Source organism: Rhizobium sp. BK602 (assembly GCF_014195095.1).
Taxonomy (GTDB): Bacteria; Pseudomonadota; Alphaproteobacteria; order Rhizobiales; family Rhizobiaceae; genus Rhizobium.
In genome coordinates, this window is sequence record NZ_JACIBC010000004.1 from 161,170 (window position 1) to 180,053 (window position 18,884).

Here is an 18,884-nt window from a genome sequence, read left to right on the forward strand (position 1 = left end):
GCAGCATCCATGATCCAGAGCTTCATCCGCGTCAGCCCGTCACTGACGCCATGATGCATGTCCAATCGGCTTGAACTGGAAGGAGTTGCCCGATGGCGGTGAACGGAAAGGGGCACAAGCCTCCGGAACCTGCACAGCTGGCTGAAGCAATCGAGGTGCTGAAGCGAACCGTAGGTTCATATGGCTGGAGCATGCATCCCGGCCTCATCGAGCCGCATGCGGTCGATTGGACGGGATCCATCCGCGGTGACTCCCCTCTGTTGCTGAAGCCGGCAACCACGCAAGAGGTCGTCAAGATCGTCGGTATCTGCAGGCAATACGGCCTGAAGATTGTCCCGCAAGGTGGAAACACCTCACTGGCGGGCGGCTCCGTGCCCTCCGGCGATCATGTCGAAATCATCGTCAATCTCGCGCGGATGAACAAGGTTAGGGCCATCGATACGATCAACGATACCATCACCGTCGACGCGGGATGCCTGCTTGCCTCGATACAGGCCGAAGCCGCAAACGCAGGGCGTTTCTTCCCATTGCGCCTCGCTTCCGAGGGCAGCTGCCAGATCGGCGGCAATCTTGCCACCAATGCCGGCGGCAGCAACGTCATCCGCTACGGCAATACCCGCGATCTGGTTCTCGGCCTCGAAGTCGTGCTTTCGGACGGACGGATATGGAACGGGTTGCGCGCGCTGCGCAAGGACAATATGGGCTACGATATGAAGCAGCTCTTCATTGGCAGCGAAGGCACGCTCGGTATCATCACCGGTGCCGTGCTGAAGCTTTTTCCAAGACCCGCTTCGATCGCCACCGCCGTCTGCGCCGTGCCGTCACTCCAGGCGGCGCTGGAGCTGCTGGCCCTGTCGAAGCAGCGGACCGGCGGGCAGGTGACGGCTTTCGAACTCATGCCGCGCAACGGCCTGGAGCTTGTCTTCAAGCATTTCCCGGCCTGCCGCATGCCGTTGGACAAGCTGTACGACTGGCAAGTGCTCATCGAATTCTCCTCGATCGACGAAGCGGTCTCCCAGCACGAGCGGATCGAAGCCACGCTCTCCGAGGCCTATGCATCCGGCCTGATCGTCGATGCCGCGATCGCCGCCTCCATCGAACAGGGCAGGAGCTTCTGGGCCATTCGCGAAGCATTGGCGGAGGCCGATATGAAGGAGGGGGCAACGATCCAGGGGGATATTTCCGTTCCGATCTCGGCGATACCCGACTTTCTGGACAGTTGCTCAAGCGCGATCGCAAATGCGGTCGACGGAGCCCGGATCATCGCCTTCGGCCATCTTGGCGACGGCAATATCCATTTCGGGGTCATTGAACCGGAAGCAGCTTCGACAGAGGACTTTCTGGCGAGATCCAACGAAATTGAGGAGATCATCTGCGATCATGCCCACCGATTTGGCGGTTCGGTCGCCGCTGAACACGGCCTTGGAGCCATGAAGACCAATGCGGTCCTCAAATATCGTGGTGATGTCGAGCATGATCTCATGCTTGCGATCAAACACAGCCTCGATCCTCAAGACATGATGAACCCTGGTAAGCTTCTGCAGGCGAGCCGCCCGCTGCTTTAGCCCCTTACATCTGCTCTCCGGGACCCTGACGGGGCGGATGCCTCCTTCAAATGGTGATCCACGTCTCCATTCCGGCACATCGATGCCGTTGGGCGCGTGCATCCCATTGGGGCCCCGGGAGGTAGCTTGCCGATCTTCCCGCAAGAGTAGCCAGTAACGCAACCTCATAGTCGCCAGATAGTCGCGCAGTGCCCAACTGCCCCAGTGGGGTCACGCGGGCACTGCGAAAAATGGCAGCCGCTACGAGTTGAAAGCTACCATAGCTTCATATGGCGGTTCACATCCTTGTAAAGCAGGTAACGAAACCGGCCGGGACCACCAGCGTAACATGCCTGCGGGCAGAACGACCGCAGCCACATGAAATCGCCGGCCTCCACTTCGACCCAATCCTGATTGAGGCGGTAAACGGCCTTGCCTTCAAGAACATACAGACCGTGTTCCATGACATGCGTTTCCATAAAGGGGATCGTGCCGCCCGGCTCGAAGGTGACGATGTTCAAATGCATGTCATAGCGGACATCCTCCGGATCGATGAACCGCGTCGTGCCCCAGCGTTCATCGGTATCGGGCATCCAGGAGATGGAGTGCTCGTCCTCATGCGTGAAGATCGCCGGTGGAGGCGCAAGTCCGTCAACCTCCTCAAACGCCTTGCGGACCCAGTGGAATTTTACGGACGTCGTTCCCTCGTTGTGAATACGCCAAGGCGCGCCTGCCGGAATGTATGCGAAGGAGCCCGGCCGCAATTTATTGGCCACTCCGTCGAACTCGATCGTCATTTCACCATCGACGACGAACAAGGCGGCTTCGGCGCGTTTGTCCGGCTCCGGCCGTTCGCTTCCACCGCCGGGCGCCACCTCCATTAGATACTGCGAAAACGTCTCGGAGAAGCCGGAAAGCGGACGGGAAAGAACCCATGCCCGCGCTCCCGTCCAGTGTGGAAGAACGCTCGTGACAATATCGGTCATTACGCTTCGCGGGATAACTGCATAGGCTGTCGTGAAAACCGCCTTGCTGGAAAGCAGCTCGGTCTGTGACGGCAATCCACCCAGTTTGGAGTGATAGTTCGCAATACTACTCATCGACTAATGCTTTCTGTCCTGATTTGCGTTCGATACGCACATTCGCCACCTCATGCCGCATTGTTGCTGGTCAACGTCTCAGATCGCTGGATTTGCGACCACTTCACCGGCAAGTGGGAACTTGGTTCGGAACGAGCTTCTTTATGCAATATCTCGCGGCGTGAGATTGTGCATCTGCTTTAAACGCAGCACACGCTTTAAGCAACAGAACAGTCGCGGCTTCATAGTGGAAGTCCGGCAAGGAACTAAATAACTATTTGTTTATATACATGAAATTCTAGTTTCATACTATTTGGCATGAAACGTGCCTCTCATTTCCTGACTGGGCACATGCTCGGCGCAGCTCGAAACAAAAGAGGGGATAGCATGAGGCGGACATTCAGACATGCCTTGCATAAGACGTCGATCCTGAGCGGCTTTCGCAAATCCGTTCTGGTCGGAGCAGCAGCTCTAGCGCTTGCCGCCTCAAGCACTGGCGCCGTACTTGCAGCGGGAACGTTGCGTATCGGCATGACGGCCTCGGATATTCCATTGACCACCGGCCAGACGGACCAAGGTGGCGAGGGCCAACGGTTCATGGGCTACACGGTCTACGATTCCCTGATCGAATGGGATCTGTCGCGTTCGGACAAACCCTCGTCTCTCGTGCCCGGCCTTGCCCTTTCCTGGACAGTCGACAACGCTGACAAGACCAAATGGACGTTCAAACTGCGCGATGGCGTGAAGTTTCACGACGGCAGCGCCTTCAACGCCGATGCCGTCGTCTGGAACCTCGACAAGCTCCTCAAACAGGATGCTCCGCAATTCGACAAGCGTCAGGCCGCCCAGGGCAAGTCCCGCATGCCCGCGGTTGCCAGCTATAAGGCCATCGATCCGCTGACGCTCGAAGTGACCACGAAGACCCCTGACGCTACCCTGCCCTATCAGATGAGCTGGATACTCATGTCTTCGCCGGCAAACTGGGAAGCACAGGGCAAGAGCTGGGACGCCGTCGCCCAGAAGCCTTCCGGCACCGGGCCATGGAAGATCGAAAACGGATTTACGCCGCGCGAGCGCGTCGAGCTGACACCGAACAAGGATTATTGGAATGGCAAGCGCGTGCCGAAGCTCGACAAGCTCGTGCTGATCCCCCTGCCGGAACCGAACACCCGCGTCGCCGCTCTGCGGTCAGGTCAAGTCGACTGGATCGAGGCGCCCGCGCCTGATTCCGTCGCGTCGCTGAAGGATGCCGGTTTCACCATCGTCACCAATTCCTATCCGCATAACTGGACATGGCATTTCTCGCGCGTCGAGGGGTCGCCGTGGAACGATATCCGGGTTCGCAAGGCTGCCAACCTTGCCGTGGACCGCGATGGCCTGAACGAGCTGCTCGGCGGGCTGTCGATCCCGGCCCAGGGCTTCATGCCGCCCGGACACCAGTGGTTCGGCAACCCGACCTTCAAGCTGAGCTACAATATCGAGGAGGCCAAGAAGCTGATGGCGGAAGCCGGGTACGGTCCGGACAAACGCATCAAGACGAAGGTGATCATCTCATCGTCTGGCTCCGGGCAGATGCTGCCATTGGCAATGAACGAATATATCCAGCAGACGCTTGCCGAAATCGGCATCGATATCGAATACGAGGTCGCGGACTGGAACACCGTCATCAATATCTGGCGCGCCGGGGCAAAAGATCCGAGTGCGAAGGGCGCGACCGCCATCAACTATTCCTACTTCATCCAGGACCCGTTTACCGGCCTGATCCGCCATCTGCAGTGCAATCTGGCGCCGCCGGCCGGCACCAATTGGGGCTATTATTGCGACCCTGAGATGGACGCCCTGTTCGACAAGGTGCGCAACACCTTCGACCCCGCCGAACAGGACAAGGTCCTGCAGCAGATCCACGAAAAATATGTCAACGAAGCCCTGTTCCTGATGGTGACGCATGACGTCAATCCGCGCGCCATGAGCAGCAAGGTCAAGGGCTTCGTGCAGGCGCAGAACTGGTTCCAGGACTTCTCGGCCATCAGCATGGACCCATAATCCGGCTGCGGGGGCGCGCCGGAAACAGCGCGCCCGTCTTGACGCCGGTCTGCTTTGCGAAAGAGGACGCCTGATGCTGACCTATGGCTTGAAACGGCTCATGCATGTCATTCCGGTTGCCATCGGCGTGAGCATCGTCTGCTTCCTTCTCATTCACATCGCCCCGGGAGATCCTCTGGCCGCCATTCTTCCGACCGACGCGTCACCGGAGATGCAGGCGCAGATGCGCAGCCTCTACGGCCTCGATCAACCGCTGCCAATTCAGTACGCAATGTGGGCCTGGCGGGCGCTGCATGGCGATCTCGGTGTCTCCATCGCATCGGGGCGTCCCGTACTGGGGGAGATCGCCGCTGCCGCCGTCAACTCGATCATTCTTGCCGTCGCGGCGACGCTGATCGGCTTCACGCTCGGGGCTGGCCTCGGCTTTCTTGCGGGTGTCTTCCGCCGCAGCTGGATCGACCGTGCTGCGTCGGCGATAGCAATGCTTGGCGTGAGCGTGCCGCATTATTGGCTCGGAATGGTGCTCGTGATCGCCTTCTCGGTAAAGCTCGGCTGGCTACCTGCGATGGGAGGCGGCCCCGGCGGTTCGGAGGGCAAGACCGCCGGCTGGGAGTATGTGCGATATCTGATCCTGCCCGCGGTGACGATGTCGGTCATTCCGATGGGCATCATTGCCCGGACGATCCGTTCACTGGTCGCGGATATTCTGGCCCAGGACTTCATCCAGGCACTCTCCGCAAAGGGCCTGATGACGCGGCAGATCCTCCGGCACGTCGTTCGCAACGCGGCGCCGACGGCGATCTCCGTCATGGGCCTTCAGCTCGGATATCTGCTCGGCGGCTCCATCCTGATCGAGACGGTATTCTCGTGGCCGGGCACGGGCTTTCTCCTGAACGGAGCAATCTTCACCCGGGATCTGCCCGTCCTTCAGGGCACGATCCTCATGCTCGCCATGTTCTTCGTTCTCGTCAACCTCGTGGTCGACGTGCTTCAGAGTGCAATCGATCCACGCATTCAGAGGAGCTGAGCCCATGGCTGTCACCACCGCCGACGCCGTCGCACCGGCACCCGCCATCAGTCGCTCCCCCGGCTTCTGGCACGGTGTTGCCCGCCGTCTTGGCCGGGATCCCGTCGCGCTTGCCGCGCTCGCCGTCATCGCGGCGCTTGTCCTGCTGGCAATCCTCGCTCCATATATCGCGCCCTACGATCCGGCGAAAACAAGCGTTATCCGCCGACTGAAGCCGATCGGCACGCCCGGCTATATTCTCGGAACCGACGAACTCGGTCGCGACATGCTGTCCCGCCTTGTCTATGGCGCGCGGCTGTCCCTGCTGATGGGCGTCATCCCGGTTCCCATCGCCTTCGTGATCGGCTCGGCCATCGGCATCGTCGCGGGATATGCCGGCGGCATCACGAACACGTTGATGATGCGCACCATCGATGTTTTCTATGCGTTTCCGTCCGTGCTGCTCGCGGTCGCGCTGTCCGGCGCCCTCGGGTCCGGCCTGACGAACGCCCTCGTGTCGCTGACGGTCGTGTTCATTCCGCAGATCGCCCGCGTCGCCGAGAGCGTCACGACGCAGATCCGGCAGCTCGACTACGTCGATGCGGCGCGCGCCTCCGGGGCGCGAGCCTCGACGATCATTAGCGTCCATATTCTGGGCAATGTGCTCGGACCGATCTTCGTATTCGCAACCAGTCTCGTTTCCGTTTCGATGATCCTGGCGTCCGGCCTGTCGTTTCTCGGCCTCGGGGTCCGCCCGCCGGAGGCCGAGTGGGGCTTGATGCTCAACACGCTTCGCACCGCGATCTACGTCAACCCTTACGTCGCGGCTCTTCCAGGCGTGATGATCTTCATCACCTCGATCTGCTTCAACCTTTTCTCGGACGGCCTGCGCGCGGCCATGGACGTGAAATCATGACGGACACCCTACCCAGTTCCAGCGGCGATCTCGATCCGCGCGACCGCGGCGGGCCGGCGCAGCCGCTCATATCCGCCAGGGGCCTTCTGAAGCATTTTCCTGTCCGGAACGGCAGCCTGTTCCAACCCCGGAAGGTCGTTCGCGCCGTCGACGGCGTCGACTTCGACATTCTCAAGGGCGAAACGCTCGGCGTGGTCGGCGAAAGCGGCTGCGGCAAGTCCACCACGGCAAGGCTCCTGATGCAGCTCATCAGGCCGGACCGGGGAGAATTGCTCTTCGATGGCGAGACCGTCGGAGACACGCTCCCGCTGACGGATTATCGCCGCCAGGTGCAGATGGTGTTCCAGGATAGCTACGCGTCGCTGAACCCGCGCCTGACGATCGAGGAGTCGATCTCGTTCGGTCCACGCGTTCACGGCGTTCCGGCACAAAAAGCGATCGCCCGCGGCCACGACCTTCTTTGGCGGGTGGGTCTGGAGCCCGGCCGATTTGCCGGACGCTATCCGCACGAGCTTTCCGGCGGACAACGGCAGCGCGTCAACATCGCCCGCGCCCTGGCTCTGGAACCGCGCCTCGTCATCCTCGACGAAGCCGTTTCGGCGCTCGACAAATCCGTCGAGGCGCAGGTCCTCAATCTTCTCCTCGATCTCAAGCGTGATTTCGGGCTGACCTATCTCTTCATCTCGCACGACCTCAATGTCGTGCGCTTCATGTGCGACCGCGTCATCGTCATGTATCTCGGAAAAGTAGCGGAAATCGGCAGTTGCGACGCGATTTTCACCAATGCCAGGCATCCCTATTCAGCCGCGCTGCTTGCCTCGATGCCGAAAATGGATCCGAATGCGCGAACGTCGCAGCCGCCCCTTGCGGGCGATCCTCCGAACCCGATCGATCCGCCTCCAGGCTGTCGTTTTCACCCGCGCTGCGACTTTGCCGAGGGCGTCTGCGGCCAAAGGATGCCGCCGCTCTCGACTGTTTCCCTGGGGCAGGAGACGGCTTGCCTGATGTCGCTGGCCGGATCAGGCCATAGTCGCGCCGCTCCGATGGAAGGCTGAGAAGATGGACACCACCCCGATGATCGATATCAAAGACCTGTCGGTGACCTTCAACCGCGGGCGCAAGCCCGTCAAGGCGGTCAATGGCGTCAGCCTGCGGGTCCGTCCGGGTGAGGTCGTCGCACTGCTCGGGGAGTCCGGCTCCGGAAAGAGCGTGACCATGCGCTCGCTCCTTCGCCTGCACCCGGCGGGAACGACCGTCGATGGTTCGATGACGGTCGACGGACGCGACGTGATGAAGCTGTCGAAGAAGGAACTGGGCAATCTGCGCGGGCCGATCGTCTCGATGATCTTCCAGGAGCCCCGTCTGGCGCTTGATCCCGTCTACACGCTCGGACGTCAGATCGAGGAAGCGATCATGCGGCACGCAAAGGTATCGCGCGCCGAGGCCGCCGCTCGGGCCTTCGCCCTCTTCGAAAAAGTCCGCATCCCGTCTCCCGAGCGCCGTCTCAGGAACTATCCGCATGAAATGTCGGGAGGAATGCTCCAGCGTTCGATGATCGCGATGGCACTCGCCTGCAATCCGAAAGTTCTCCTCGCCGACGAACCGACAACAGCTCTCGACGCAACGGTGCAGATACAAATCCTCCTTCTGATCCGCGAGCTGCAGAAGGAATATGGCCTCTCCGTCATCTTCGTCACGCACGATATCGGCGTCGCCGCCGAGGTCGCCGACCGCATCGCCATCATGTATGCCGGCCGGATCGTCGAGGAAGGCATGGTTTCGGACATCATAGAAAGACCGAAACATCCCTATACGAAGGGGCTTCTCGGCGCGCGCGTCGAGCTGGCCCATGGTCGGGATCGGCTGATTACCATTCCAGGTGCTCCACCGGATCTTGCAGACATGCCACCGGGGTGCGCCTTTGCGCCACGATGCCCGCAGGCTTCGGACCCTTGCCGCTCCCGCGTGCCCGACCTCGTCCGTCAGGCCGGAGACGGACAGGTGGCCTGTCTTCAATATTCCTGAGTTTCGCGCTAACGTCGCTGAAAACAACAATGATCTAGGGAGACGGGCCCTCGGCTGCCGGGGTGCCCGATACCGAATGAAGCGTATCGCTCTTATCAACCCCAACACGTCCAGGGTAACGACGTCCATGATGACCGACATCGCGCAGCACGCCCTTCCGGCCGATGTCGCGATAGAGGGCATCACCGCGGCGCGCGGTGTCCCGATGATCCTTGATGATGGACAACTGGCCGCGTCGGCAGCGGAGGTTGTCGAGATGGGAATGGCGGCGTCCCATCTGTTCGACGGGATCGTGATCGGCGCCTTTGGCGATCCGGGCATCGAACAGCTCAGAAAGGTGACCGATGTGCCGGTCATCGGCATCTGCGAGGCAAGCATGATCGAAGCCTCGGCCGGCGGGCGCCGGTTCGGCATTGCGACCGTGACGCCGAAGCTGATCGTGAGCTTTGCCAGCAAGGCGGAAGCGCTGGGGCTCAACCATCTCTTCACTGGAACGCGCTTGACGAAAGGCGATCCGGAGATGCTGGCAAGCGATCCTGTGTCGCTTGCAAATGAATTGGCCATCGCAGTCGAAGCATCATTCACGCTTGACGGTGCCGAAGCGGTCATCATCGGCGGCGGACCGCTAGGACGAGCGGCGGCGGAACTTGGACAGCGCTTTTCCGCTCCGATCGTGGCGCCGCTCACTGCAGCCATTCGTCTCCTTCTTCTCCGAATGGAAAACCGTTTGGCTCCCGGCGGCGGTGCACATCTTTGACAGACATGTCGGAACAATGGAGGCAGAAAGCCTTTTCGATTGCAAATTCAGTGCCCGCGACCGAGAATCTGCCCGTGGACAATCAGGTGGAGCCCAGCGTGCCCAGAGAGAAATCGTTTCTGTTTCGCGTACGGCAAGCCCTTCCCGATCTTCACCCTGCCGAAAAACGGCTGGGCGAGTTCGTCTGCGATTTTCCTGGTGAACTTGCGAGTTATTCTGCCCAGGAACTGGCGGCACTGGCCCATGTTTCCAAGGCAACGGTGTCGCGCTTCATCCAGCGGCTAGGCTACGAGAACTACGAGGAGGCTCGCAGGCATGCCCGTGCCGAGAGGGAGACAGGGTCGCGGCTGTTTCTCTCCACCTCTACCGATGCGTCTGCGACGCAGTCGGTCAAGGCGCATATCGCGCAAGGGGTCGCCAATATCGAGGCGACTTTCCTCGCAATCACCGACACGCAGATCGATGCTGTCGCCGACGCAATGTTGAAAGCGCGGAAAGTATGGGTGATCGGCTTCAGAAGCAGCCACCCTTTTGCCTCCTATCTACAATGGCAACTGACCCAGGTCATCGAGAATATCGTCGCCATTCCCGGATCGGGAGAGACGCTCGGAGAACATCTGACAAGCCTTCACGAGGAAGACGTCGTTGTGATGTTCGGACTCCGCAGGCGCATCGCCCGAATGGATCTTTTGCTCGAGCAGATCGAAAAATCGCATGCAAAACTGCTCTACATTACCGATGAAGGTGCCCCTTTTCTGACAAGTGCGGCCTGGCATTGCCATTGCCAGACGCTTGCGCCTGGACCGCTGTTCAACCACACATCGGTAATGGCGCTCTGCCACCTGCTGATAACTCGCTGCCTTGAAAAGGCTGGTGTGGCGGGCCGGATACGACTTCGCAACATCGAGGCGTTGAACGACAGTTTGGAGGAACTCTAAGCTGAATGTGATTAAGGCCCTATTTGGAGGATATGAACCCGCCGAACTGGACCGTCTTTGGTGAGAGTTTTCCGGTGGATTTTCCTGACCGGGAAAGGAACGGAAGACGCCTTCATCGAGGCGTTCAACGGCCGGTTTCGGGCAGAATGCCTGAACCGGCCATTGCGTCGGCGGCGGCGTGATTTTCGAAACTCTCGGATCGCACTCCGCCCCTCCGCCCAAACGGCAATGTGCTCCGCCAGAGCATTTCTGCTTTTCCCGGAATTGCTCTAAGCGGAAACCAGTTCAAATTTGATGTTCTGCGCGCCTTCCCAAAGGGTCAGCCGGCCAAGCTCGGCCAGCTTGTCGAGATTGGAGATCACGGTGATGAAGTGATTGCCGGCGAGCTGGCCCATTTTCGAGGAGAAATCGACGCCGCCATAGGCCAGCAGGATTTCCGTCTCGCTGATCCCGCCGGGATAAAGAATGATATGGCCCGGCGCGGGATGGCTCGTATGGTTCTCGTAGCCGACGCCGAAGTCGCGGTCCCCCAGCGGAATCCAGACGCCCTCGCCCGACCAGCGCACATGCACGATCTGACCTTCGAAGGGCATCTGCTTCAGGAAGGCCTCGCAGGTCTTCGGCGCCTTGGCGGTTTCGAGAACGGCATCGAACTCGAAAGGACCGGCGGTGATCTTCAATTTCATCGAATTTCTTTCCTTGTGTTGGATATTGGGTTGGTCGATCCCGTCGCGGGGCGATGGCTGCCCCAGAGATTTCGTCAATGCTGCAGGATCTTTCCGAGAAAGGCTTCCGTCCTCGCACTGTGCCTGCCGGCGAAAAACTCCTCGCTCGGACGATCCTCGACGATCTCGCCCTGATCGATGAAGATCACGCGGGTCGCCACGCGACGGGCAAAGCCCATTTCATGGGTCACGACCATCATCGTCATGCCGTCCTTCGCAAGGCTGGTCATGACATCGAGCACCTCCGAAATCATTTCCGGATCGAGCGCGGAGGTCGGTTCGTCGAACAGCATGGCGAGCGGATCCATGGCGAGAGCTCGCGCGATGGCGACACGCTGCTGCTGTCCGCCGGAGAGCTGGCTCGGAAACTTCCTGGCGTGGTCGGCCAGGCCGACGCGATCGAGAAGCTGCATCGCCTTGGTCTTCGCCATCGCCTCGCTGCGTCCCAGCACGATCTTCTGCGCCAGCATGATATTGTCGAGGATGGACAGATGCGCGAACAGCTCGAAATTCTGGAAGACCATGCCGACGCGGGTACGCAGATTCGGGAGATCCGTCTTCGGATCGCCCACTTCGATCCCATGGACGCGGATCGATCCCTTCTGGAAGGGTTCCAGCCCGTTCACGCATTTGATCAGCGTCGATTTGCCGGAGCCCGACGGCCCGCATACGACGACGACCTCACCGCGCTCGACCTTGGCCGTGCAGCCTTTCAGGACTTCGAACTTGCCGTAATATTTGCTGACGCCACTGATCTCGATCATGAGCGGCCCTTCCCGAAACGAGTGATGGAAAATGGTTGCAGCGCTCTGCCGGTTTCCCGGCCAAGAATGAGTTGCGCCGTGAGCTGGCCGACGATCGGCCCGAGCGTATAGCCGTTGGATGTCACCGCGCTGAAATAACCGGGCTGCGACGGATGCTCGCCGAGGATGGGGGCGCCGTCGATGTTGATGTTCATCGCTGCCCAGCTGCGGATGACATGAAGCTTGCGCAATGCCGGAACCACATGCTGCGCAACCCAGAGATTGCCCTCCAGGCTCGACAGCAACGGCCTGGGATGCTGATGCACGGGATCGAGACCGGCGGTCCAGCCGCCGCCGATGATGAAATTGCCGTTGGCTGCCTGTTTCAGCGTCAGGTGACGATCGGCATGGGCGACCAGGCGGGAAATCAGTGGAGCGGCGGCCTCGGTCACGACCATCTGCAAAGGGGCGCCGAAAACGGGTATGTCGAGCCCGAGCATGGCACCGATGCGCGACGAGAAGGCGCCGGCGGCATTGACCAGCCGCTTTGCCCTGATAGTGCCCCGCGATGTCGCAACCTCGAAGCCGGCCGGACCGGATGCGATGCCGACCACCTCGCATGTCTCGAATATCCGCACGCCCTTTGCCCGCGCCGCCTCGAGAATATGCTGGGTGGCGACCAGCGGGTTGATCTTTCCTTCCTGCGAACAATAGGCCGCGCCCACGAAGAGGGGGGACAAAGCCGGCTCCAGTGCCCGCAGTTCCTCTTGGCCGATCAGCCGGCAATCGATGCCGGCGCGTTGCTCGACGCCGACCTTTTCGGCGAGGAAACGCATGTGAGCCTCGGTCTCGGCAACCATCAGGCCGCCCGTCACCTTCATTTCGAAATCGCGATCCAGTTCGTCCTGCAACGCGCCCCACAGAGCGATGGAATCACGCTGCAACGGCAATGTTTGTGCGGCCGGTCCACCGCCGCCTTCAGCGCGGGCGCCATGGTCGAAGGAAAGAAGCTGCGCGTGCAGGCTGCCGGCATTGCCGCCGGAGGCCAGCGAATTCGGAAAGGCACGCTCCAATACGGTGACCTCCTCGCCTTCACGGGCGAGAAAGAGAGCCGTCGAAAGTCCGGCGATCCCTGCGCCGATGACGAGCGTCGATGTCTGCGACAAAGGCAATGGTTCGCGATTGTCCAAAACTGGCTTTTTCGGCAGCAGCGCCCGCTTGTGCCCGCCCCATTCCGGCTTCTCGACTGCCAGTGCGGCGAGCGGCACCGGCCGCAGCGGCATTTGCGGCGCCAGGAATCCGCTTGTCTCCCCCGATGCGCGGGTTCCGCCGGCGACGCTTGCGATTGCGTGACCGCAATAGCGGCTCTGGCAACGTCCCATTCCGGCGCGGGACAGGCGCTTCAGCGTTGCAATGTCTTTGGCGCTGTGCTCGCCAAGCGCCTTCAGCGTACCGTAGGTGACACCTTCGCAGCGGCAGATGACCGTATCATCCGAGGGTGAACCGTCGATAGCCGGCCGATCCGGCTTGAAGACGGCCCAAAGCGCGGCCTGAAAGCGCCCATGCCGCGCGAGCCTGCGTTCGGCTTCGGGATCGGACACTGCCTTAAAACCCAATTTGCGTGCCACGGCGATGCCGGCAAGCCGGCCCTGCGCCATGGCAATATGCGCACCGCCGAAGCGGGCGGCTTCGCCGATGACATGAATGCGCGGAATCGTCGTCTCGCCATCATCCCCGCGGATAACGGCAAGACCTTCGCCGACGACCTCATGGCCACAACCGAGCAGTCGCGAAAGTTCGTTGGCGGAGGCAAAATCGCCACCCATGAGCACGGTATCGGCTTCGATCCTCCTCTCGCCATCCCGTCCCGCGACGATGATCGCCTCGACGCCGGCCGCCCCTTCTATGGAGGTCACGCGGCTCCCCCACTGGATCGGGATGCCGGCTGCGCGCAGGGCCGCGACCTGCCTGGCGCCATGCAAGGCAAGCGCCCTGTCCGCCGTCAGAAGCCGGAGCGCCGCCTGCGGCTGGCTCCAGGGAGCCGGAGCAGCCTCCACCAGTGCCGTCACCCGGCCGCCGGCCTTGCGGATCTCGTTCGCGACCTGAATGTCGAGAGGACCGTTGCCGGCGATGACAATCCGGCCGCTGGGCACCGTGGCGTAACTTCTGAGGAGCGTCTGCGCCGCGCCCGTGGTCATCACGCCCGGTTTCGTCCAACCGGGAATGGCGGGTGGCCGTTCGTAGGCTCCGGTCGCGATCACCAGCATCCGTGGCTTGCAGTAGAAGGCGCCCGTTGCGCCGTAACAGGCGATGACGATCCCGTTCTCGGTATTCTCGGCGCCCCAGACCAGCGTCCCGCCGATCGCCGAGACACCAGCATCCTGCGCGCGGCGGATCAGATCGGCGCCGGCCAGCGCCTGTTCGTCGCCGGCAAGACGCATCGCCGCCTGCGATGTCGAAGGCTGCTTGAAATATTGGCCGCCGGCCGCGCCGCGCTCATCGATCAGGGTCACGCTCGCGCCGGCATTGGCGGCCGCCTCGGCGGCCGCCAGACCGCCCGGTCCCGCCCCGATAACCAGCACGTCCATATCGATGCTGGGAATGGATCCGGGAACCGCGCAAAGATCGGCAAGGTCGTCCGCCGCAACCGCTGGCCTCGAATATGGCCGGCTGACCCGCATGCCCTCTTCGACGGTGGTCATGCATGCGCGCTGACTGATCTTTCCGTCAACCGTGACAAGACAATCGTGGCAGGCACCCATACCGCAAAAAAGGCCGCGTGCTTCGCCCTTCAGACCCCGTGAGACATCGTGCCGCCCGCTCGCCGCCATCGCCGCGGCGATCGTCATCCCACGCTCGGCCCGCAGCACGGCGCCGTCGACGAAGAACGCGACACGCGTTTCCGATCGGGAATGCGGATTGGCCGGGGAAGCGGGCATCGGTCTATCCTCAGCCGAATGTCAGACCGAAGTCCAGCACCAGCTTTTTCATGGCGGCATCCTGCGCCGCCGGCAGCGGCAGGCGCGGCGGCCGCGGAACGCCGGCGCCGAAGCCCATATGCGTCAGCAGCGACTTCGAACCGGCCACATAGGCCTGTCCGCCGACCGCCTGGATGACCGGCAGCCACTTCAGATAGAGCGCGCGGGCCTCGTCGATCTTCTTTTCATTCGCGACAAGCTCGAAAATGCGGGCCATGGGTCCAGGTGCGACGTTCGAAGCGACGGCGACCCAGCCTTCTGCTCCCATCACGAAGGATTCAAAGCCGAGAATGCCGCCGAAGACGGTCATATTCTCTCCCGCCAGACGGACGATGTCACGCACGCGCGTTACTTCGAGAGTCGATTCCTTGATGTAGTCGCAGCCTTCGATCTCGGCGATGCGCTGCACCAGTTCCGGCTTCAGATCCACATTGGCCGTTGCCGGATTGTTGTAGACCATGATCGGAATGGAAATTGCGGCGGCGACGGTACGATAATGCTGCACGAGCTCGTCATCCGTCGGTGTGGAATAGAAGGGCGGAATGATCATCACGCCATCGGCACCCATGGCCTCGGCCTTGCGGCTGAGGCGGACGCATTCGCGCGTATCTTCGGCGCCGGTGCCGATCAGGACGGGAACGCGGCCGGCGACGGTTTCGAGCACGGTCCGTGCGACACCGTCGCGCTCCTCCTCGCTGAGCGACAGGAATTCTCCCGTCGACCCCAGGGGAATGAGGCCGTGAATGCCTTCGCGCACCTGCCAGTCGGTGAAGGCGGCCAGCGCCTTCAGATCGACGGCGCCCTCCGCATCCAACGGCGTGATCATCACGGTATAGACACCGCGGAATTTCCTGGTCATGTCGATTGTCCTGGTTCTAGCGCCTGTCCGTCACCGACAGGCGGGAGTCCGCCTGACCGAAGCGCTTCTCGATATGGCTCTGGAACAGATCCCAGAGCGTGGTCAAAAGGAGGTAGTAGATGGCCGCGACGGCAAAGAGCTCCAGCACCATGAAGCGTTCCTGGATCAGGACTTGGGTGCGCCTCAACAGCTCCTCCATCGAAATGACCGAGGTCACGGACGTCGTCTTCAACAGGCCGTTGACGGAGTTTCCGAGCGGCGGAATGATCACCTTGAAAGCCTGCGGCATCACGATATGGCGCATGATCTGCCGTTCCGTCATGCCGAGTGCCCGCGCCGCCCGCGCCTGACCCGCCGGAACGGCTTCGATGCCGGCGCGAATGATTTCCGCAAGATAGGCAGCCTCGTTGAGCGCGAGGCCCAGCAAGGCCGCTTCTATCACGGAGAAACGGATGCCGAATTGCGGCAACGCCGTGTAGATGGCGATGAGCTGCACCAGAAGCGGTGTTCCGCGAAACAGCCAGATATAGGCCTTGGCGACGATTTGAACCGAGCGGAAGGACGAGCGCCGCATCAAAGCCAGGGCAAACCCCAGGATCAGGCCCGCAATCAGCGAGACGACGGTCAACCAGATGGTGGTAAAGACCCCACCGAGGATGAAGGGATTGAACAGGTATCCGAAGAAACCCGACCAGCTCCAAAGCGACATGGACGTAACCTTCTGCTCAGGGCGGGCGCGGAAAATCCGCGCCTCGCCATTCGGATGGACCGATCGATCCGATCAGCGGCCGGGGCCCTTCACGGAATAATCGCCGGCTACCATAGGCAATCCATATTTATCGAACAGCGCCTTCAGCGATCCATCCGCCTTCATCTCCTTCAGGGTCGCCGAGACAGCGTCGGCAAGCGCCGGGCTCTTGAAGGCAACGGAAACCGGCGCGGGATATAGCCCGTTCAATGCCCGCTTGAAGTCGCCGCGCGCATCATATTCCTTGGCGACGGCATCGATCGAGACGACGCCGTCGACCTGACCGGCACGCAGTGCCTGATAGGCAAGCGCGAAATTGTCGAAGGTCCGGATGGTGAGACCCTGCTTGCCGGCGTCACGCAGCTCCTTGTCGAGCAGACGGGTTTTCGTTTCCTCGAAGCCGCCGATCTCGACCCCGATGGTCATGCCGGCGAGATCGTCCTTGCCGGCGATCTTCTTGTCGGAACCGGGCGCCACCGATACGCTGATCGCCTGATCCTCATAGGGGATCATCTGCATGATCTTGGCGCGCTCCTCGGTGAAGAAGATGCCGGTATTGATCATGTCCCAGCGGCCGGACTGCAAGCCTGGCACCATCGCGGAAAACTCGATGCGGACATATTCGGGCTCAAGGCAAAGACGCTTGGCGATCTCCTTGCCGAGATCGATGCGCATGCCCTTCAGCTCGCCGCTGGAATCGATGAACTGCAGGGGCGGCAGCGTCGGATTGGTCGACATGACGAGCTTGCCGGGCGTGATCAGATCGCCCGCGGCCACCTTCGGCGTACAGGACTGCGCCAAAGCGAGGGATGTCGAGAGGGAGAGCAGTGATGCGGCGATCAGGCCGCGGGACAATGAAAATCGGAACATGATGACCTCTGGAGCTATTTTTATTGGCATCCCGTTTTTGCATTCATATGGGATCCCACTTTTATACAAAACTTTTCCGCCATTGCAAGCATCATGCGATGGCGGTCAGTAATTTGCCAAAACGCCCTGTCGAACCGCGTCGAGATGGCGGACCATCGCCTGACGCGCCGCCTCGGGATTGCGCGCCGACAATGCCGCCAGGATCGCACGATGCTCGGCCACGCCCGGCTTTGCCCGGACCACGGCCATCTGCCTCTCGAAGATCGTGGTATAGCGGCGCATTTCGCCGATCGTGGCCGCCATGAAGGAATTGCCGCTGCCGTTGGCGAGCGACATATGCAGCGCATCGTCGAACTGCCATACGATTTCGGGATCCGGATCCGGATCGGCCTCGATACCGTCGAGAGCAGCCGAAAGCACGCTCACCTTTTCAGCCGGGATATTGAGAACCGCCGCCGCCGCCGCACTTGGCTCCAACAGCATTCTCATCGACAGGCTGTCGAGATAGTCCTTCAACGTGATGATCCGGACGCACAGAACCCCCTTGTCGTTGCGCACGAGCAGCCCCTCGCCTTCCAGCCGGCTCAGCGCGTGGCGCATCGGCGAGCGGGAGACGGCATGCTGGCTCGCAAGCCGCCGCTGCTGCACCACCGATCCGCCGGCAAGCCGGGCCGAAAGAATATCGGCCAGCAGCAACCGATAGGTCTCGGCCGCAAGACTTTCGTCCTCCGCCTCATTCATGCGATCGTCCATGTTCCCTCTTTTTCGTTCTTTGCGAGATCGGCTAACATATGTAACACCTGCTTGCACGAGGGAAGTGCGCGGCCGCCAAATGCGTCGGCGACAGGAAGATGAGGTCGAGGTGACAGATATTTCAATCATGCCGGATGCGCAGCCGTCCGCGGGCGGACAGCACAATCTCGCCTCACTGACCTACAAGGCCGTTTCCGACATGATTCGCCACCGCCGCCTGAAAGGCGGCCAGGTCATCGTCGAGGCCAGGCTTGCCGAAGCGCTCGGCATTTCCCGCACGCCGCTGCGCGAAGCCCTGCAGCGGCTGGAGGGTGAAGGCCTAGTGCGCAAGGGCGGCGGTCGCAATTACATCGTGCGCCAGGTGGATATCGGCGAATATCTGCAGAGTCTGCGGCTGCGGCTGCTGATCGAGCCGGAGGCGGCCGTGCTGGCGATCCCCAACATTCCGCGCCGGCAATTGATCGCCGTCCGGCGCGAAATTCACGAGCTTCTCGACGCAACCGCCTATCATACCGACGCCCATTGGGTCTCCGATGACAATTTGCACAATCTGATCATCGACCATTGCGCCAACGCAGTCATGGCCAAGGTGCTTCGAGAACTGCGCGCCACCACCCGCCTGTTCGAAATCGATCGGCTGAAGGATCGCCTAAGGCCTGACTCAAGCGAGCACCTCGTCATCATCGAGGCTCTGGAGCATGGCGATGCACAACAAACGCGGTTCGCCGTTGCGGCGCACGTCGAGAGCTTGATTGCCTTCGCGAGAGAGCAATTGGAGTGATACTCCGGCAGGCCTTGAATTCTCCTGAACGGAACATCCGGCAATATCATTGCCGGATGGCAGCATTTGTCAGTAGTTTCGCGGCTGTTTTGCTTAACTGGCTGGGGTCGTTGCACCAG

At 61.2% G+C, this 18,884-nt stretch carries 17 protein-coding genes and 1 pseudogene; 10 read left to right on the forward strand and 8 right to left on the reverse strand.

Going from position 1 to position 18,884, the window contains the following annotated elements; genetic code table 11:
* Window positions 1-92: 92 nt before the first annotated feature.
* A complete protein-coding gene (locus tag FHX11_RS14500; protein ID WP_184358348.1) occupies window positions 93-1,565 on the forward strand; it encodes an FAD-binding oxidoreductase in 1,473 nt (490 codons plus the stop codon).
* A 254-nt stretch (window positions 1,566-1,819) separates the two neighbouring features.
* Here FHX11_RS14500 and FHX11_RS14505 read toward each other — a convergent pair whose 3' ends face one another.
* A complete protein-coding gene (locus FHX11_RS14505) occupies window positions 1,820-2,644 on the reverse strand; it encodes a bifunctional allantoicase/(S)-ureidoglycine aminohydrolase (protein ID WP_184358349.1) in 825 nt (274 codons plus the stop codon).
* A 366-nt stretch (window positions 2,645-3,010) separates the two neighbouring features.
* Between FHX11_RS14505 and FHX11_RS14510 the strand changes: the two genes are divergently transcribed.
* The 8 genes and pseudogenes from FHX11_RS14510 to FHX11_RS29840 form a co-directional block, all read left to right on the forward strand.
* Complete coding sequence (locus FHX11_RS14510) at window positions 3,011-4,666, forward strand: ABC transporter substrate-binding protein (RefSeq protein WP_210292457.1); 1,656 nt, start codon at window positions 3,011-3,013, stop codon at window positions 4,664-4,666.
* A gap of 73 nt (window positions 4,667-4,739) precedes the next feature.
* Window positions 4,740-5,693: an ABC transporter permease gene (locus FHX11_RS14515; RefSeq protein ID WP_184358350.1), complete on the forward strand. Its 954-nt coding sequence runs from the start codon at window positions 4,740-4,742 to the stop codon at window positions 5,691-5,693.
* Window positions 5,694-5,697: 4 nt separating this feature from the next.
* Window positions 5,698-6,588: an ABC transporter permease gene (locus FHX11_RS14520; RefSeq protein WP_184358351.1), complete on the forward strand. Its 891-nt coding sequence runs from the start codon at window positions 5,698-5,700 to the stop codon at window positions 6,586-6,588.
* A complete protein-coding gene (locus tag FHX11_RS14525; protein WP_184358352.1) occupies window positions 6,585-7,643 on the forward strand; it encodes an oligopeptide/dipeptide ABC transporter ATP-binding protein in 1,059 nt (352 codons plus the stop codon). The genes FHX11_RS14520 and FHX11_RS14525 overlap by 4 nt, the downstream gene beginning before the upstream one ends.
* Window positions 7,644-7,662: 19 nt before the next feature.
* The gene (locus FHX11_RS14530; RefSeq protein WP_246781007.1) at window positions 7,663-8,613 is read left to right on the forward strand and encodes an ABC transporter ATP-binding protein; all 951 of its coding nucleotides are present in this window, start codon (window positions 7,663-7,665) and stop codon (window positions 8,611-8,613) included.
* 76 nt (window positions 8,614-8,689) lie between these two features.
* On the forward strand, window positions 8,690-9,370 hold the full coding sequence (locus tag FHX11_RS14535; protein WP_184358354.1) for an aspartate/glutamate racemase family protein: 681 nt from the start codon (window positions 8,690-8,692) through the stop codon (window positions 9,368-9,370).
* 98 nt (window positions 9,371-9,468) lie between these two features.
* Entirely contained in the window at window positions 9,469-10,308 is an 840-nt protein-coding gene (locus FHX11_RS14540; RefSeq protein WP_348649710.1) for a MurR/RpiR family transcriptional regulator, read from the forward strand.
* A gap of 43 nt (window positions 10,309-10,351) precedes the next feature.
* Window positions 10,352-10,464: pseudogene (locus FHX11_RS29840) on the forward strand (IS3 family transposase); the annotation flags it as partial.
* Between the two features lie 113 nt (window positions 10,465-10,577).
* On the opposite strand, the gene FHX11_RS14545 reads toward FHX11_RS29840, so the two are convergent.
* The 7 genes from FHX11_RS14545 to FHX11_RS14575 form a co-directional block, all read right to left on the reverse strand.
* On the reverse strand, window positions 10,578-10,994 hold the full coding sequence (locus FHX11_RS14545; protein WP_184358355.1) for a DUF3830 family protein: 417 nt from the start codon (window positions 10,992-10,994) through the stop codon (window positions 10,578-10,580).
* Window positions 10,995-11,068: 74 nt separating this feature from the next.
* On the reverse strand, window positions 11,069-11,797 hold the full coding sequence (locus FHX11_RS14550) for an amino acid ABC transporter ATP-binding protein (RefSeq protein WP_184358356.1): 729 nt from the start codon (window positions 11,795-11,797) through the stop codon (window positions 11,069-11,071).
* Complete coding sequence (locus FHX11_RS14555; protein WP_184358357.1) at window positions 11,794-14,715, reverse strand: FAD-dependent oxidoreductase; 2,922 nt, start codon at window positions 14,713-14,715, stop codon at window positions 11,794-11,796. The genes FHX11_RS14550 and FHX11_RS14555 overlap by 4 nt, the downstream gene beginning before the upstream one ends.
* Before the next feature lie 10 nt (window positions 14,716-14,725).
* On the reverse strand, window positions 14,726-15,613 hold the full coding sequence (gene dapA, locus FHX11_RS14560; RefSeq protein WP_184358358.1) for a 4-hydroxy-tetrahydrodipicolinate synthase: 888 nt from the start codon (window positions 15,611-15,613) through the stop codon (window positions 14,726-14,728).
* A gap of 16 nt (window positions 15,614-15,629) precedes the next feature.
* Complete coding sequence (locus tag FHX11_RS14565) at window positions 15,630-16,322, reverse strand: amino acid ABC transporter permease (protein WP_184358359.1); 693 nt, start codon at window positions 16,320-16,322, stop codon at window positions 15,630-15,632.
* 72 nt (window positions 16,323-16,394) lie between these two features.
* Window positions 16,395-17,231, reverse strand: a complete 837-nt coding sequence (locus FHX11_RS14570) for an ABC transporter substrate-binding protein (protein WP_184358360.1) — start codon at window positions 17,229-17,231, stop codon at window positions 16,395-16,397.
* Window positions 17,232-17,336: 105 nt separating this feature from the next.
* Entirely contained in the window at window positions 17,337-17,984 is a 648-nt protein-coding gene (locus FHX11_RS14575) for a GntR family transcriptional regulator (protein WP_184358361.1), read from the reverse strand.
* 127 nt (window positions 17,985-18,111) lie between these two features.
* Between FHX11_RS14575 and FHX11_RS14580 the strand changes: the two genes are divergently transcribed.
* On the forward strand, window positions 18,112-18,765 hold the full coding sequence (locus tag FHX11_RS14580) for a GntR family transcriptional regulator (protein WP_184358752.1): 654 nt from the start codon (window positions 18,112-18,114) through the stop codon (window positions 18,763-18,765).
* Window positions 18,766-18,884 lie beyond the last annotated feature (119 nt).

What these genes read in the sequence shown, in the direction of transcription:
- FHX11_RS14500 (WP_184358348.1), top strand. Translation starts at nt 93, where the DNA reads ATGGCGGTGAACGGAAAGGGGCACAAGCCTCCGGAACCTGCACAGCTG.
- FHX11_RS14505 (WP_184358349.1), bottom strand. Translation starts at nt 2,644, where the DNA reads ATGAGTAGTATTGCGAACTATCACTCCAAACTGGGTGGATTGCCGTCA.
- FHX11_RS14510 (WP_210292457.1), top strand. Translation starts at nt 3,011, where the DNA reads ATGAGGCGGACATTCAGACATGCCTTGCATAAGACGTCGATCCTGAGC.
- FHX11_RS14515 (WP_184358350.1), top strand. Translation starts at nt 4,740, where the DNA reads ATGCTGACCTATGGCTTGAAACGGCTCATGCATGTCATTCCGGTTGCC.
- FHX11_RS14520 (WP_184358351.1), top strand. Translation starts at nt 5,698, where the DNA reads ATGGCTGTCACCACCGCCGACGCCGTCGCACCGGCACCCGCCATCAGT.
- FHX11_RS14525 (WP_184358352.1), top strand. Translation starts at nt 6,585, where the DNA reads ATGACGGACACCCTACCCAGTTCCAGCGGCGATCTCGATCCGCGCGAC.
- FHX11_RS14530 (WP_246781007.1), top strand. Translation starts at nt 7,663, where the DNA reads ATGATCGATATCAAAGACCTGTCGGTGACCTTCAACCGCGGGCGCAAG.
- FHX11_RS14535 (WP_184358354.1), top strand. Translation starts at nt 8,690, where the DNA reads ATGAAGCGTATCGCTCTTATCAACCCCAACACGTCCAGGGTAACGACG.
- FHX11_RS14545 (WP_184358355.1), bottom strand. Translation starts at nt 10,994, where the DNA reads ATGAAATTGAAGATCACCGCCGGTCCTTTCGAGTTCGATGCCGTTCTC.
- FHX11_RS14550 (WP_184358356.1), bottom strand. Translation starts at nt 11,797, where the DNA reads ATGATCGAGATCAGTGGCGTCAGCAAATATTACGGCAAGTTCGAAGTC.
- FHX11_RS14555 (WP_184358357.1), bottom strand. Translation starts at nt 14,715, where the DNA reads ATGCCCGCTTCCCCGGCCAATCCGCATTCCCGATCGGAAACGCGTGTC.
- dapA (WP_184358358.1), bottom strand. Translation starts at nt 15,613, where the DNA reads ATGACCAGGAAATTCCGCGGTGTCTATACCGTGATGATCACGCCGTTG.
- FHX11_RS14565 (WP_184358359.1), bottom strand. Translation starts at nt 16,322, where the DNA reads ATGTCGCTTTGGAGCTGGTCGGGTTTCTTCGGATACCTGTTCAATCCC.
- FHX11_RS14570 (WP_184358360.1), bottom strand. Translation starts at nt 17,231, where the DNA reads ATGTTCCGATTTTCATTGTCCCGCGGCCTGATCGCCGCATCACTGCTC.
- FHX11_RS14575 (WP_184358361.1), bottom strand. Translation starts at nt 17,984, where the DNA reads ATGGACGATCGCATGAATGAGGCGGAGGACGAAAGTCTTGCGGCCGAG.
- FHX11_RS14580 (WP_184358752.1), top strand. Translation starts at nt 18,112, where the DNA reads ATGCCGGATGCGCAGCCGTCCGCGGGCGGACAGCACAATCTCGCCTCA.